The 13896-nt window shown below is 66.9% G+C and carries 15 protein-coding genes and 2 pseudogenes; 12 read left to right on the top strand and 5 right to left on the bottom strand.

What is annotated here, in order from left to right; translation table 11 throughout:
* Positions 1 to 97 precede the first annotated feature (97 nt).
* Entirely contained in the window at positions 98 to 286 is a 189-nt protein-coding gene (locus tag BLR05_RS27645; RefSeq protein WP_143015932.1) for a transposase, read from the top strand.
* On the top strand, positions 262 to 954 hold the full coding sequence (locus BLR05_RS15395; RefSeq protein WP_143015931.1) for an IS66 family transposase: 693 nt from the start codon (positions 262 to 264) through the stop codon (positions 952 to 954). The genes BLR05_RS27645 and BLR05_RS15395 overlap by 25 nt, the downstream gene beginning before the upstream one ends.
* A 229-nt stretch (positions 955 to 1183) precedes the next feature.
* Here BLR05_RS15395 and BLR05_RS26790 read toward each other — a convergent pair whose 3' ends face one another.
* Positions 1184 to 1369: a hypothetical protein gene (locus tag BLR05_RS26790; RefSeq protein WP_196289341.1), complete on the bottom strand. Its 186-nt coding sequence runs from the start codon at positions 1367 to 1369 to the stop codon at positions 1184 to 1186.
* Between the two features lie 289 nt (positions 1370 to 1658).
* Positions 1659 to 2570 carry a LysR family transcriptional regulator gene (locus tag BLR05_RS15385; protein WP_092835716.1) on the bottom strand — a complete coding sequence of 304 codons (912 nt, stop codon included), beginning with the start codon at positions 2568 to 2570 and terminating at the stop codon, positions 1659 to 1661.
* Positions 2571 to 2720: 150 nt separating this feature from the next.
* On the opposite strand from BLR05_RS15385, the gene BLR05_RS15380 reads away from it, so the two are divergent.
* Positions 2721 to 3419, top strand: coding sequence for a type 1 glutamine amidotransferase domain-containing protein (locus BLR05_RS15380; protein ID WP_092835714.1), 699 nt, complete (start codon positions 2721 to 2723; stop codon positions 3417 to 3419).
* Between the two features lie 8 nt (positions 3420 to 3427).
* The gene (locus BLR05_RS15375) at positions 3428 to 4609 is read left to right on the top strand and encodes an MFS transporter (RefSeq protein ID WP_244160110.1); all 1182 of its coding nucleotides are present in this window, start codon (positions 3428 to 3430) and stop codon (positions 4607 to 4609) included.
* Between the two features lie 94 nt (positions 4610 to 4703).
* Here the strand turns inward: BLR05_RS15375 and BLR05_RS15370 are convergent, their stop codons facing one another.
* Entirely contained in the window at positions 4704 to 5624 is a 921-nt protein-coding gene (locus BLR05_RS15370; RefSeq protein ID WP_092835710.1) for a LysR family transcriptional regulator, read from the bottom strand.
* Positions 5625 to 5740: 116 nt separating this feature from the next.
* Here BLR05_RS15370 and BLR05_RS15365 point away from each other — a divergent pair, with 116 nt between their 5' ends.
* Genes BLR05_RS15365 through BLR05_RS15350 form a run of 4 tightly spaced genes read left to right on the top strand, consistent with a single transcriptional unit; the run spans position 5741 to position 10405 of the window.
* Positions 5741 to 6931, top strand: a complete 1191-nt coding sequence (locus BLR05_RS15365) for a serine hydrolase domain-containing protein (protein ID WP_092835708.1) — start codon at positions 5741 to 5743, stop codon at positions 6929 to 6931.
* Positions 6931 to 8004, top strand: a complete 1074-nt coding sequence (locus BLR05_RS15360; protein WP_244160109.1) for a zinc-binding alcohol dehydrogenase family protein — start codon at positions 6931 to 6933, stop codon at positions 8002 to 8004. Before BLR05_RS15365 ends, BLR05_RS15360 begins: the two co-directional genes overlap by 1 nt.
* Complete coding sequence (locus tag BLR05_RS15355) at positions 8001 to 9239, top strand: MFS transporter (protein ID WP_092835706.1); 1239 nt, start codon at positions 8001 to 8003, stop codon at positions 9237 to 9239. The genes BLR05_RS15360 and BLR05_RS15355 overlap by 4 nt, the downstream gene beginning before the upstream one ends.
* Positions 9236 to 10405 carry an MFS transporter gene (locus BLR05_RS15350; protein ID WP_092835704.1) on the top strand — a complete coding sequence of 390 codons (1170 nt, stop codon included), beginning with the start codon at positions 9236 to 9238 and terminating at the stop codon, positions 10403 to 10405. The genes BLR05_RS15355 and BLR05_RS15350 overlap by 4 nt, the downstream gene beginning before the upstream one ends.
* 5 nt (positions 10406 to 10410) lie before the next feature.
* Here BLR05_RS15350 and BLR05_RS15345 read toward each other — a convergent pair whose 3' ends face one another.
* Positions 10411 to 11328 carry a LysR family transcriptional regulator gene (locus tag BLR05_RS15345; RefSeq protein WP_092835702.1) on the bottom strand — a complete coding sequence of 306 codons (918 nt, stop codon included), beginning with the start codon at positions 11326 to 11328 and terminating at the stop codon, positions 10411 to 10413.
* 131 nt (positions 11329 to 11459) lie between these two features.
* Here BLR05_RS15345 and BLR05_RS15340 point away from each other — a divergent pair, with 131 nt between their 5' ends.
* Positions 11460 to 12671 carry an MFS transporter gene (locus BLR05_RS15340; RefSeq protein WP_092835700.1) on the top strand — a complete coding sequence of 404 codons (1212 nt, stop codon included), beginning with the start codon at positions 11460 to 11462 and terminating at the stop codon, positions 12669 to 12671.
* A 156-nt stretch (positions 12672 to 12827) separates the two neighbouring features.
* On the opposite strand, the gene BLR05_RS25960 is transcribed toward BLR05_RS15340, so the two are convergent.
* Positions 12828 to 13091 carry a hypothetical protein gene (locus tag BLR05_RS25960; protein WP_143015930.1) on the bottom strand — a complete coding sequence of 88 codons (264 nt, stop codon included), beginning with the start codon at positions 13089 to 13091 and terminating at the stop codon, positions 12828 to 12830.
* On the opposite strand from BLR05_RS25960, the pseudogene BLR05_RS25955 reads away from it, so the two are divergent.
* The 3 genes and pseudogenes from BLR05_RS25955 to BLR05_RS15325 form a co-directional block, all read left to right on the top strand.
* Positions 13078 to 13188, top strand: a pseudogene (locus BLR05_RS25955) (IS5/IS1182 family transposase); the annotation flags it as partial. The gene BLR05_RS25960 and the pseudogene BLR05_RS25955 sit on opposite strands and share 14 nt — an antisense overlap.
* Positions 13189 to 13282: 94 nt before the next feature.
* Positions 13283 to 13585 (top strand): annotated as a pseudogene (locus BLR05_RS15330) (IS110 family transposase); the annotation flags it as partial.
* A gap of 67 nt (positions 13586 to 13652) precedes the next feature.
* Positions 13653 to 13896 (top strand): transposase (locus BLR05_RS15325; protein ID WP_143015929.1); only part of this gene is annotated, 244 nt, incomplete at its 3' end.

The following is a 13896-nucleotide window of genomic DNA, read 5'->3' as shown; positions in this document are numbered from 1 at the left end:
CGCCACGCCAGCGACCGACGCCCGGTGCGCACCATAGAACTCCACGTTGGCGACGACCAAAGTCGGTTCCTCGATGTAAGCGGCGGGCCGTTCCCGCGTGAAGCTGCTCGTGCACGACGGCTTGGGCGTGTGGTGCGCGACGCGCCGGCTCAACCAGGGCCGCTTCGCCTGCCGGGCGCGGGCGACGCGGCCGTGCCTGCGCTCACGCGGGCACAGTTCGATGCCCTGGTGCCGGGGCTGCCGTGGCAGCGGCTCGAGCAGATGGACGAAGACCAGGCGAGCCTGATGGAGCAGTTGCGCGTGCTGCAAGGCGAAGACAATCACCCCGAGCCGCCGTTCGACGACAAGCGCCAGCCGGGCTGCAAGCCGCTGCCCGAGCACCTGCGCCGCGTCGAGCATCGCCACGAGCCCCAGAACACGACGTGTGCCTGCGGCCAGCCGATGACGCGCATCGGCGAGGACGTGAGCGAGCGACTGGACATCGTGCCGGCGGAGTTCTTCGTGCTGGTCAGCCGCTTCGTCGACCACCTGCCGTACTACCGGCAAGAGCAGGTCAACGCGCGCTCGAACGTGCACACGCCGCACTCGACACTGGCAGCGTGGTCGGGTGCAGGCGGCGCGGGCCTGATGCCGCTGTGCGACGCGCACCGCGCGTTCTTCCTGGGCGCGCCGGTGCCGCACGCCGACGAGACGCCTGTCAAGATGCTCGACCCCGGCGAGGACAAGATGGCCAAAGACTACGTGTGGGCGTATGCGCGAGGCGAGCACGACGCGGAGCCGGGTGTCATCTACGAGTTCTGCACGGGGCGCGGCCCAAAGTACCCGGTGGCGTTCCTCGATCGATGGCGAGGCACGCTGACCTGCGACGACTACGGGGACTGCGACGCGGCGCTCGAGGCTGAAGGCCGCATCGAGGCGGGATGCCTTGCACACGCGAGACGTTCGGTGGCTTGACGATCGCGGTCGCGGCGATGGCCGCCACCCTGCCCCGCAAGATTGACATCGCGCCGGCCGGCAATCTCATCGAGCAGGTCAAGGTGCTGGGCAGCGGGTGCCTGCTGATCGCGTTCGGCATGAACTTCCGTGCCCGGGGCGGCACCTTCGTCGCCCTCGCCTGCCTGCCCAGCATCCTGGCCGGCATCACCGGCTTCGGCCCGAACGGCGTGGACTGGATGCCGGCCCTCTACGGTGTCTCGGTGATCGTCGGCAATTTCCTTGGCGGGCGAGTGTCCGGCAAGAAGGTCGTGCCGACGCTGACGCCGATGCTCGCGCGCAAGCGGCGGTGCTCTTGGATCTTCACCTTCACGGCCCCATCCATGCTCGGTTCGATCCTGGCGCTCGGCGTGCTGGGCGCGCTGATGTTCTGCAACGTGCCGGGCCTGGCGCTCTACGTCGTGCAACTGGCCCAGCGCCATCGGCCGGGCAAGGTGGACATCGCTTCCACCATCACGTGTCGGCCGCCAATGCCGGCATCGCGCTCGGCGCCTTCATCGGCGGGCTGGTGGCGGATTCCCGGCCAGGGTTGGGGCAACGCCTTGGGTCGGCGCGGTCATGGTGGGCATTGGCCTGCTGCTGACGGTGTGGAGTGGCTGGCCGGACAGGCGGCCGGTGCCGGTTGCGGCAGTGTTGCCTGGCAGCACCCAAGGACACTGAACATGTCAGGCCGCATCCCACGGCGCGTCCCGCCAGCGTTCCAGCAAAAAATCGCTGAAAGTCGTCAGCCGCCGCGGTACGGGTTCGCGCCGCGCCCGGACGATGCTGATTTTGGAAGGTTTAGCCTCCCACTGCGGCAACACCCGAACCAGACGCCCGTTGCGCAGTTCCTCGTGAATGTCCCAGGTCTCGCGCAGCGAGATGCCCAGCCCGGCCAGGCACCAGGCATGCAGCACGTCGCCACTGTCGCTGCACAGTGTGCCGCTGACCACGGTGGGCTTCTCGCGGCGGCCCTTGCGCAACGGCCAGGCGTTTTGCAGCAGGCCGGGATAAGCGAACACCAGGCAGTGGTGCTGCGCCAGGTCTTCCGGCTGCGCAGGCTGTCCATGCGCTTTCAGGTAGGCGGGCGACGCCGCCAGGATGCGCCGGTTGTCGGTCACGCGCCGCGCTACGAGGCGGGAGTCGGCCAGTTCGCCCATGCGGATCGCCATGTCCAGGTCGCCGCTGTACAGATCCTGCACCTGATCGGACAGGCGCAGGTCGAAGCCGACTCCCGGATGCAGGCGGCAGAAGTCGTGGATCGCCGGAGCCACGAACTTGCGGCCGAATGGCGTGGGTGCGGTCAGGCGGATGGTGCCGCTGAGTTCCTGACTGCCGCCGGTCGCCAGTTCCTGCATTTCCTCCAGAACGCCCAGCGCCACGCGCGCCCGTTCGGCGATGGCGCGGCCTTCGTCGGTGATGCGCAGGTTGCGGGTATTGCGTTCGAACAGCGTGGTGCCCAGTGCCTGTTCCAGCCGGGCGATCTGCTTGCTGACGGTCTTGGGTGCGAGATGCAGTTCGCGGGCGGCGGCGGAGAAGCTCTGCCGCTCCACCACATGCACGAACACGGCAAGGTCGTCGAGATTGCGCAGCGCCATCTAGGTCATTCCGTAGAAAGTGTTTGTTTATTTTGATCATTTAAAGGATATACCGATTTGCCCAGACTGACACTCTTTGTTCCCGATGCCGTTGCCAACCTCGCTTTCTGTCGAGGTGTGTCCGGCAACGCCCATGGACAGGAGTTTCAGATGACCCAGCGCATTCTTTTCGTATTGACCAGCCATGACCGCAAGGGGCCAGCCGATGCCGCCGACGCGGCACCCAGCGGCTTCTACCTGTCGGAAGTCACTCATTCGCATGCGGTGTTGACCGCAGCCGGCTACGCGGTTGATTTCGTCAGCCCCAAGGGCGGCCGCACGCACGTCGATGGCCTCGACCTGGACGATCCGGTCAATGCCGCATTCTGGAGCGATATGGCGCTGCGCACGGCCACCGAATCCACACTGGCACCGTCACAGGTCGATACCGGCGCCTATGCCGCGATCTTCTACGCCGGCGGCCACGCGACCATGTGGGACTTCCCGGGCAACGCCGAATTGGCCGCCATCGCGGCGCGCATCTACGAGCGTGGGGGTGTCATCGCGGCGGTGTGCCACGGCCCGGCCGGGCTGGTGAACCTCACGCTGTCCGATGGCCGTTATCTGGTCGATGGGAAGGACGTATCGGCTTTCACCAACGACGAGGAACGTGCGGTCGGTCTGGCCGAAGCCGTTCCATTCCTGCTGGCCGATGCCCTGCAGGAACGCGGCGCCCGGCACGTTCCCGCAGCGAACTTCCAGGCGCAGGTGGTGGTCAGCGAGCGGCTGGTGACGGGACAGAACCCGGCGTCAGCCAAGGGCGTGGCCGAAGCGATGCTGCCTTTGCTGGCGCAGCGGGTATCGGCATGAACGAGCGCATGCCCTTCGTCATCTACGTGTTCGCGCTGTGCGCATTCGCCCTGGGCTTCACCGAGTTCGTCACCATTGGGCTGGTGTCCACCATTGCTGCTCACATTCATGCCAGCGTCAGTCAGGTCGGCACGGCGGTCACCGCCTATGCGCTGGGTGCGGTGATCGGTGCGCCGGGCCTGACCGCACTCGCTACGCGCTGGCCGCGCAAGCGGCTGCTGCTGGTGGCGATGGCGCTGTTCACGCTGGGCAACGCGGTGGTCAGCCTGTCCGATGCGCTGACACCCATGCTGATGGCTCGCTTTGCATCGGGCCTGGGACATGGCGTGTTCCTGGCCGTAGCGTCCAGCGTCGCCACGCAACTCGCGGGACGGCATCGCGCCGGCGAGGCTGTGGCCGTAGTGTTCGGCGGACTGACGCTGGCCCTGGCGCTGGGCGTGCCACTTGGCACTTACCTCGGCAGCGTGTTGAGCTGGCAAGTCATCTTCATGGCCGTGGCTGCCAGTGGGGCGATTGGTTTCCTGGGCCTGCTGACCCTGATGCCGACGGATCGCGCCGATGCCTCGGCGCAGGCCGATGCGATGGATGGCCTCAAGGCCATGTTCAATCCGCGCCTGCTGGCAGGGGCCGGCATCACCGTGCTGGCCTACGCCGGATCGTTCTCGCTCTACACCTACATTTCGCCGCTCCTGTTGCAGGTGACGAAGACCGGCGAAAGCACCGCCAGCCTGCTGATGCTGGTCTATGGCGTGATGGCGGCCATCGGCAACGTGTGGGGTGGACGGCTGACCGATCGCAAGGGCGCTGACACGGCCGTGATGACGGTGCTGGTCGGCCTGGCCGTGGTGTTGCTGGCGATATGGGCCTGTGCGCCGTCACTGCCGCTGATGGTGCTGCTGACCGGCGTGCTGGGTGCGCTGACCTACGCGTCGGTACCGGCCTTGCAGGCACGGGTTATCGGCTTGTCGCACCTGCACGCACCGCAGGCGCCCGCCGTAGCGGCCGGGCTGAACATCGCCGGCTTCAATGCCGGCATCGCACTCGGTTCGCTGCTGGGCGGTGCCAGCCTTGAGGCGATGGGGCTGACCAGTACGGCGTGGGTCGGTGCCATTGCCATGGGTCTGGGCATTGCGTGGATGCTTTGGCAGATGCGGCGTCCCGCGTTCCAGTGCAGGGCACTGCAAGAATAAAGCGCCATGGAGTCTCGGCATTTGCGTTGCTTTCAGGCGGTTGCCGAAGACACCCGCTTCGTCGGGCATTGGGCTGAATCTCCCATGGTTGGTGCTATCGCCGAGCGACTCGGCCCCGCTCGGCACGGCGCTCTGGAAACACCCTCGCGCCAAGGAAGTCCACCAGCGCCCTCACTTTCGGCGCGGGGTGCTTGCTCGCAGGCCAGAGCACGTGGAAGACGCCGCCGCGCTCCACATGGTCGGCGAGGATGGGTTGAAGCCGGCCGTCGGCCAACGGCTCGCGGATGGCGAAGTCCGGCAAATAGGCGATCCCCAGTCCTTGGAGCGCGAAGCACGCGCGCGTCTCGATGTTGTTGCAGATCATCGAGGTGGGCAATTGCAGCTCCGGCGCGCCAGGTTCCTGTCGCAATGCCCAGGTCTCCAGCTTGCCGCTGTTGGGGAAGCGGTAGTGCAGGCAAGTGTGCAGCAGAAGATCGGCAGGTGCTTGGGGTGTCCCCCGCCGTTCCAGGTAGCCAGGCGAAGCGACCAGCACCGAGCGGAAGGTGCCCAACCTGCGCGCCGTGAGGCGAGAGTCGGTCGGCTCGCCCGTGCGTACTACCGCGTCGAAACCTTCCTCGATCACATCGACCATCCGGTCGGTGAAGTCCAGGTCCAGTTCGATCTCGGGGTACTCGCGCATGAACTCGCCCAATACCGGCAGCACCAGCGAGCTGACCAGCGGCAGGCTCACCCGCAGGCGTCCGCGCGGCGCCGCGGTGGCTTGCGACAACTCCAGTTCCGCCGCCTCGATCTCGGCCAGGATGCGGCGGCTGCGCTCCAGGAACAGCGTGCCCTCGGCGGTCAGCGTGACGCTGCGCGTGCTGCGGTGGAACAGGCGCACCCCCAGCTTCTCCTCCAGCCGCGCCACGCTCTTGCCGACGGCCGAGGCCGACACACCCAACAGCCGGCCAGCGGCGACGAAGCTGCGCGTCTCAGCCACCTGCACGAACACCACGAAGCCGTTCAGGCTGTCCATTTCACACCTCTATTGCGGACACATGGCTCCGCACAAACAGGAACTGTAGCCTGCTTTTTCTTTAATCGCAGGCTTTCTATCGTCAAGGCTTCACTCATTGAGGCGAGCGAGTTGCCATGACGAATCCCCCACTTTTCCTGCGCCAAGGCGTTCCGCCGGCGCACCTCGGTACGCGCATTCACGACACCGTGCAGCAGGCGCTCGACGGCCAGCGGCTGGTCGGTGCCGTCATCCTCGTGGCGCGTGACGGCGAACTGATCCACCAGCAGGCGGCCGGCTTCGCCGACCGCGAAAGCGCGCGGCCGATGGCCTTGGAGGCGGTGTTCCGGCTGGCCTCGGTGAGCAAGCCCATCGTTTCCGCTGCGGCCCTGGCGCTGTTGGCGCAAGGCCGGCTCGACCTGGACGCGGGCATCGGGCGCTGGCTGCCCGATTTCAAACCCCGGTTGGCCGATGGCCGCCCGGTATGCATCACGGTGCGGCAACTGCTCAGCCATACGGCCGGTCTCGGCTACCGCTTCTTCGAGGCCGACGCAGCCGGCCCCTATGCACGGGCCGGCGTGTCGGACGGCATGGATGCGTCCGGCATCAGCCTGGAGGAAAACCTGCGCCGCCTCGCCAGCGTGCCGCTGTTGTACGAACCGGGCACGGCCTGGGGCTATTCGTTGGCGACGGACGTGCTGGGCGCGCTGATCGCGCGCGTCCACGGCACGCCGCTGGACGAGGCGGTGCGCCAGCTCGTGACCGGCCCGCTGGGCATGGTCGATACGGGCTTCGTCGCGCGCGATCCCCAGCGCGTGGCGACCGCCTATGTGAACGACGCGCCGCAGCCGCATCGGCTGGCCGAGGGTGAGACGGTCTCGGCCTTCGAGGGCGCCGTGGGCATCACCTACAGCCCCTCCCGCATCTTCGATCCGCGGGCATTTCCTTCGGGCGGTGCGGGCATGGCGGGGACGGCGCAAGACCTGCTGCGCCTGCTGGAAGCTTTGCGCCAGGGCTGCGGTGCGTTCCTGCCCAACGAATGGATCGCGGAAATGGCGCGGGATCAAACGGACGGCCGGGAACTGCCCGATGCGCCGGGCTTCGGCTTCGGGCTGGGATTCTCGGTCTTGCGCGACCCGGTGCGGGCCGCTTCCCCCGAATCGGTGGGTACCTGGCGCTGGGGCGGCGCCTACGGCCATTCCTGGTTCGTGGACCGGGCGCAGGGGCTGAGCGTCGTGGCCTTCACCAACACGCTGTACGAAGGCATGTCCGGCCGCTTCGTCACCGACCTGCGTGATGCCGTCTATGGCGCGCTGGAGGTGCGGTGATGAAGACGAGTCCCGCACGCATGGCGGCCATCGCGTTTCGTCGCGGCTCCACGCTGGACGATCCCGACTGCCTGACCGATGTCGAAACCGAGCGTCCCGAGCCGGGGCCGCACGACGTGCGCGTAGCGGTTCACGCCGTCTCGGTCAATCCAGTGGACACCAAGATTCGGGCCGGCCGGGTCGCGGTGCCCGATGGCGTCCGCTCGCTGGGCTGGGATGCTGCGGGCATCGTCGAAGCCGTCGGCGAAGCGGTCACGTTGTTCCAGCCGGGAGAGAAGGTTTACTACGCCGGCTCTTTCGATCGCAGCGGCAGCAATGCCCAGTTCCACCTGGTGGACGAGCGCATCGTCGGCCACATGCCCCGGACGCTGAGCTTCGCCGAGGCGGCGGCGCTGCCGCTGACTTCGCTGACGGCCTGGCAACTGCTGTTCGACCGCCTGGGCGTGGCACCCGGCAAGCCGGCCGATGCCGGCAGCCTGCTGGTGCTGGGCGGTGCCGGCGGCGTCGGCTCCCTGCTGATCCAACTCGCGCGGCGGCTGACCGGCCTGACGGTGATCGCCACAGCCTCGCGCGGAGAAAGCCGCGACTGGTGCCTCGCCCTGGGCGCCCACCACGTCATCGACCACCGGCAACCGCTGGCGGCGCAGGTCGGCGCGCTGCCGGTGCCGCCTGTCACCCACATCGCCGCGCTGTCGCATACCGCCGACCATCTGCACACACTGGCAGACCTGATCGCGCCGCAGGGCAGGCTGGCGATCATCGACGACCACGACACTCTGGATGCGGCGCCGTTCAAGGCCAAGAGCGTGTCGCTGCATTGGGAGATGGTGTTCACCCGTCCGCTGTACCGCACGCCGGACATCATCGCGCAGCACCGCATCCTCGACGAAGTGGCCGCGCTGGTGGATGCGGGCGTGCTGCGCTCGACCGCCCGCCACGTGCTGCATCCGCTGGATGCAACCCGCCTGATCGAGGCCCATCGGCTGGTGGAAGGCGATGGCGTTGCCGGCAAGGTGGTCGTGGCCCGCACCAAGGACGACGCGGTGCAACCCGCGCGGGAGGCCGGACGATGAGCGCCGTTGCTCATGACCGCCTGCCGCTTGCGTCGTTGCTGGCGTTGGCGATGGTAGCTTTCATCACCATCCTGACCGAAGCGCTGCCGGCCGGTCTGCTGCCGCAGATGGCGCACGGTCTGGCGGTGTCCGAGGCTTGGGTCGGCCAGACCGTGACGATCTACGCCATCGGTTCGCTGGTGGCGGCGATTCCGCTGACCGCCGCCACGCAGGGCGTGCGTCGCCGCCCGCTGCTGCTGGCGGCCATCGCCGGTTTCGTGGTCGCCAATACCGTCACGACATTCTCCGGCAGCTATGTGCTGACGATGGTGGCCCGCTTCCTGGCGGGCGTGTCGGCCGGGCTGCTGTGGGCGCTGCTGGCGGGCTATGCCGCGCGCATGGTACCCGAGCACCAGAAGGGGCGCGCCATCGCCATCGCGATGGTCGGCACGCCGCTGGCACTGTCGCTGGGCGTGCCGGCCGGCACCTTCCTCGGCAACCTGGTCGGCTGGCGGACGTGCTTCGGCATCATGAGCGCGCTGGCGCTGGTGCTCATGGTGTGGGTGCGCGTCCAGGTGCCGGACTTCGCCGGGCAGGCCGCGGGCAAGCGGCTGCCGCTGGGCCGTGTGTTCACCATCGCCGGCGTGCGCCCGGTGCTGTTCGTGGTGCTGGCCTTCGTGCTGGCGCACAACATCCTCTATACCTACATCGCGCCGTTCCTCGCGGCGGCGGGCATGGCCGAGCGGACGGACCTGGTACTGCTGGTGTTCGGCGTCACCTCGCTGCTGGGTATCTGGATCGTCGGCGTGCTGATCGACCGCCATCTGCGTGCGCTGACGCTCGCCAGCACCATCGTGTTCGGGATGTCCGCGCTGGCGCTCGGCGTGGCGGGCGATGCGCCTGTCGTGGTCTATGTGGCGGTGGCCGCCTGGGGCCTGGCCTTCGGCGGCGCGGCGACGCTGTTCCAGACGGCGCTGGCCAAGACGGCCGCGAAACACGGCGACGGGGCGGCGGACGTCGCCCAGTCCATGCTGGTCACCGCCTGGAACACGGCGATTGCCGGTGGCGGCATCGTGGGCGGTGTGCTGCTCGAACGGCTGGGCGTTGGCGCTTTCGCCCCGGCCTTGCTGGTGTTGCTGGTGGCGACGCTGGTGGTGGTGTGGGCGGCCAGGCGGCATGGCTTTCCCGCTCCGGCGGGTGCGTCCGGGGCACGCCCGGCAACGACGCCCGATCGACGGACAGAGGCGCAGCCATGAACGGCGCGCGCGCACTGTTTTTCATCGCGCTGGGGCTGTTCGGCCTGTATGCCGTCGAGTTCGGCGTGGTCGGCATCCTGCCGGCCATCGTCCAGCGTTACGGCATCAGCGTAGCCCAGGCCGGCTGGCTGGTCGCGCTGTTTGCCGGTGTGGTCGCGGTGTGCGGGCCGGCCATGGTGTTGTGGCTGTCGCGCTTCGACCGGCGCAAGGTGCTGGCCGGTTCGCTGCTGGTTTTCAGCCTGTGCAGCCTGCTGTCGGCGTGGGCGCCGAGCTTCGGGGGGCTGATGGCGCTGCGCGTGCCGTCGGCCCTGCTGCACCCGGTGTTCTTCTCGGTGGCCTTCGCTGCGGCTGTTTCGCTGTACCCGCCGGAACGTGCCGCGCACGCCACCTCGATGGCATTTCTTGGCACCACGCTGGGGCTGGTGCTGGGTGTGCCCCTGGCGACCTGGATCGAGGCCAGGGTGTCCTACGAGGCGGCGTTCTACTTCTGCGCGGCGGTGAGCCTGGTCGCTGCTGCCGGGCTATGGATCGTGCTGCCTTCCAGGCCTGAGGCGCAGGCGGCCGTACAGAGTCGTCCACTCGCCGTCCTGCGCAGACCCACGGTCTGGCTGTCGATCGCGATGGCGGTGTGCGTGTTCGCCGCGATGTTCTCCGTCTACAGCTATGCCGCCGAATACCTGGCGCGGCAGGCGCACCTGGGTGGCGAGGCGATCAGCGTGCTGCTGGCGGTCTTCGGCGTGGGCGGTGTGCTGGGCAACCTGCTGGCCGGGCGTGCGCTGGGACGCCGGCTCGCCCAGACCGTGCTGGGCTATCCCGTGGCGCTGGCGACCGCCTATGGCGTGCTGCTGGCGTTCGCTTCGCCTTCGTTCGCGGCCATGCTGCCGATCTGCCTGCTGTGGGGCGCGGCGCACACCAGCGGTTTGATCGTCAGCCAGATGTGGATGACTTCGGCGGCGCCGGATGCGCCCGAGTTCGCCACCAGCCTCTATGTCTCGGCAGCGAACCTCGGCGTGGTTCTGGGGGCGGCGGCCGGCGGCGGCTTCATCGAAGCAATAGGGATGCAGGGAACGGTGTGGAGCGGCTGGTTGTTTGCGGTGTTGGCGATGGCTGCCGTGCTAGCCAGAAAGCCATGGCGCTCAAACCTGCATGGATACATGGACGGATGAGAATGTCAGGATTCCCAAGGTGCCTGCCGCCACTGTCCGGCAAGAAACTCCACGAACGCGCTGACCCGGCGCGGGACAGGCGAACGCTGAACGCGCACCGCCTGGATCGGCACCGCGGGTTCGGCCCAGTCGGGGAGCACGCGCACCAGGTCGCCGCTGCGCAACTCCTCCGCCACGTCCCAGGTCTCACGCAGCGCGATGCCCAAGCCAGCCCGGCACCAGGTGCGCAGCGCTTCGCCATTGTCGCTGCGCAGGTCACCGGGCAATTCCACCTGCTCGATCGCACCGCGCCGGGTGGAGTGCCTGAGCGTCCACCGGAGCGGACGCAGCCCCGGGTAGGCGAACAGCAGGCATTGGTAGCGCGACAGTTCGCGTGGGTGGTCCGGGATGCCCAGGCGCCGCAGGTACGCCGGAGCCGCCACCAGGATGCGCCTGTTCTGCGCCAGCCGCTGACTGAAAAGACGCGAATCGGCCAGCCGCCCAACCCGGATCGCCAGGTCGAGATCACTGTCGTAGAGATTGACGACGTGATCGCTCAATTGCAGGTCGAACCCCAGCTGCGGATGGCGCTCGCGGAACGCCGCGGCCGCCGCCGCGAGGTAGCGCGCGCCCAGCGTCACTGGCGCCGTGATACGCAGCGTACCCGTCAAGGTCTGCACGCCTTTACGGGCCACATCGGCCGCCTCATCCAGCAGCGCCAGCGCGGGACGGGCGCGCTCGGCGACGGCCCGGCCTTCGTCGGTGATGCGCAGCTGCCGCGTGCTGCGCTCGAACAGCCGTGCGCCCAACGCCTGTTCCAGACGTGCGATCTGCTTGCTCACCGTGGCCGGTGCCAAGTCCAGCGAGCGGGCGGCGGCCGAGAAGCCGCCGCAGTCCACGACCTTCAGGAACACCGTCAGATCATCCAGGTTGCGTATGGCCATTTATTCCGATTCATCACATATGTTTTGCCAATCTACTCCTTTTTGGAAAACTGCGAGATTCCCAAAATTGACGGCTGGATCACTGTGTTCGTCGCGTTCGATGGCGACGGACCACGCTCTGGAGCCGTCCCATGCCCGTTGCCATCTATGTTTTCACCCTTTGCGCCTTCGCCATCGGCTTCACCGAGTTCATCAGCATCGGTCTGGCGGCTTCCCTGGCCGACAGCCTGAAGACCGGTACGGCTCAGGTGGGGTTGGCGGTTACGCTCTACGCGACTGGCGTGGTGATCGGCGCGCCAGTCCTGACCGCACTGGCGTCGGGATGGTCGCGCAAGCGCCTGCTGCTGGTCGCCATGCTGGCCTTCACCGCCAGCAATGTGCTGGCGGCGCTGGCTACGCATTTGCCGCTACTGCTGGTCGCACGGTTAATGTCGGGGTTGGCACATGGGGTGTTTTTCGCAGTTGCCTCCAGCGTCGCGACTCGGTTGGTGGCGCCGCAGCGGGCGGGTGCGGCACTGTCATTGGTGTTCGGCGGGGTGACCGTGGCGATGGCGCTGGGCGTGCCTGCGGGCACCTGGTTGGGCCGCGTACTGCCGTGGCAGTGGATTTTTGCTTTGATCGCTGGCTGTGGCCTCATCGGCGCGCTCGGGCTGGCTTGGTGGATGCCCGCCGGTGCAGGCGACCTCGACAAGGCCGGAGCAGGTTGGCGGCAGTTGCCGGTGCTGTTCGATCGGCGCTTGCTGGCCGGAGCCAGCTTGCCGTTGCTGTCTTATGCCGGTTCGTTCGCACTCTATACCTTCATCACGCCGTTGCTTCTGCAAGTCACCCTCACCGATATTCGGGGCGCGAGCGCGATGTTGCTGGCTTACGGGATTGGTGCGGCGGTCGGCAATGTCGTGGGCGGGCGGATGACCGATCGCATGGGCATGGATCGCGCATCCCTTTGGCTGTTGGTCGGTATCGCAGCAGTGCTGGCTTTTATCGGCATGGGCCAGGCAAATTTCCCGCTGATGATGGCGTTGATCATGGCACTCGGATTGACGACCTATGGCGCCATCCCGCCATTGCAGTCGCGCATCCTGGCACTGGCGCACCGGCATCGGCCGCAGGCACTCGACGTGGCCTCGGGCTTGAACATCGCCGCCTTCAACGGTGGGGTGGTGGTGGGCTCGATGTTGGGCGCAACCGCGCTTGCGCGTTGGGGACTGTCCAGATTGGCTTGGGTGGGGCTGGCCTTTGCGATATTGGCCGTTCTCACATTGCTGTGGCAGTGGACCCGGCCGTCCATGCGCTTCAATACAGTGAGGGACTGTCCGCGCGCATCGCACGGAGCACGCGATTGATCTTTGACACCAAGCCGTCCATCGAGCAACTGCCACAGGCCTGCAGGCCTTGCCGACGCATGAGCCACTGCGACGCCTTCTCACCTGAGCTGGCGCCAGACCTTGTCGGCGCCATAAACCCGTGGTGTTCGTGGTGCCGATCCACGAAGGCGTACGTCACTTCAGCCGGCGGTCGAGCCATACCTGGGCGAAAAACCCGTTGGCCATCTTCAGGATCTCGTTGGCACGGCGCAATTCACGCACCTCCGGCTCGAGGTTCTTGATGCGCTTGACCTCTTCGGTGCTTGGACCTTCACGCTGATTGGTGTCGCGCTCGTGCTGCTTGACCCGGTTGTCTAGCGTCTGGGCGGTGCAGCCGCTTTTGCTGGCGATGGACTCAATGCACGCCCATTGCGATGGATGTTTTGCAGGCTTTGGCAAGCTGCGCATTCGCGTCGAAAGGCGGCTGCACATCCACGAAGCGCTATTGAAACTGGCTGCAGCGATCATCTGTGCACGCTTCGTGGATCGGTGGTGTCAGCCAATGGAATGGACGCCCCTCCTTTACCGGAGCACAGTGAGCGCTCTGCCACAAAGGTGGCTCAGCCCTCATTCACCACCAGGAGTCCACCATGCAAGCGACGACCATCGGTATTGATCTGGCCAAGAACGTTTTCCAGGTCCACGGCGTGGATGCGCATGGAAAGAAGCTCTTCAACAAGGCCTTGAAGCGCGAGCAGATGGCGGCCTTCTTCGTCAACCTTCCAGCGGCCCTGGTGGGAATTGAGGCCTGTGGAAGTGCGCACCACTGGGCGCGCAAGCTCCAGAGCATGGGGCACACCGTTCGGCTGATGGCGCCGCAGTTCGTGAAGCCCTACGTCAAAGGCAACAAGCACGATGCCGCAGATGCCGAGGCAATCTGCGAGGCTGTGACTTGACCTGCTCCCCATAGGGCGTACCAATAGAAGGTTAGTAGAGTCCGTTTTCAGAGGAAGAACGGACATGAAGAAGAGCAGATTCACCGACGAGCAGATCATCGGGTTCCTCAAGCAGGCTGAAGGCGGCATGCCGGTCAAGGAACTGTGCCGCCTGGGCGGCTTCAGCGACGCGACCTTCTACAAGTGGCGCGCCAAGTTCGGCGGCATGCAAGCCAGTGAGGCCACACGACTACGCGAGATCGAGGGCGAGAACGCCAAGCTCAAGAAGCTGCTGGCTGAGGCCCACCTGCACATCGAAGCGTTGAAGG

The sequence above is a fragment of the Paracidovorax cattleyae genome (assembly GCF_900104515.1).
Taxonomy (GTDB): domain Bacteria; phylum Pseudomonadota; class Gammaproteobacteria; order Burkholderiales; family Burkholderiaceae_C; genus Paracidovorax; species Paracidovorax cattleyae.
The sequence above is the reverse complement of the archived record's forward strand: the minus strand, read 5'-3'. Positions and strand labels throughout refer to the sequence as shown.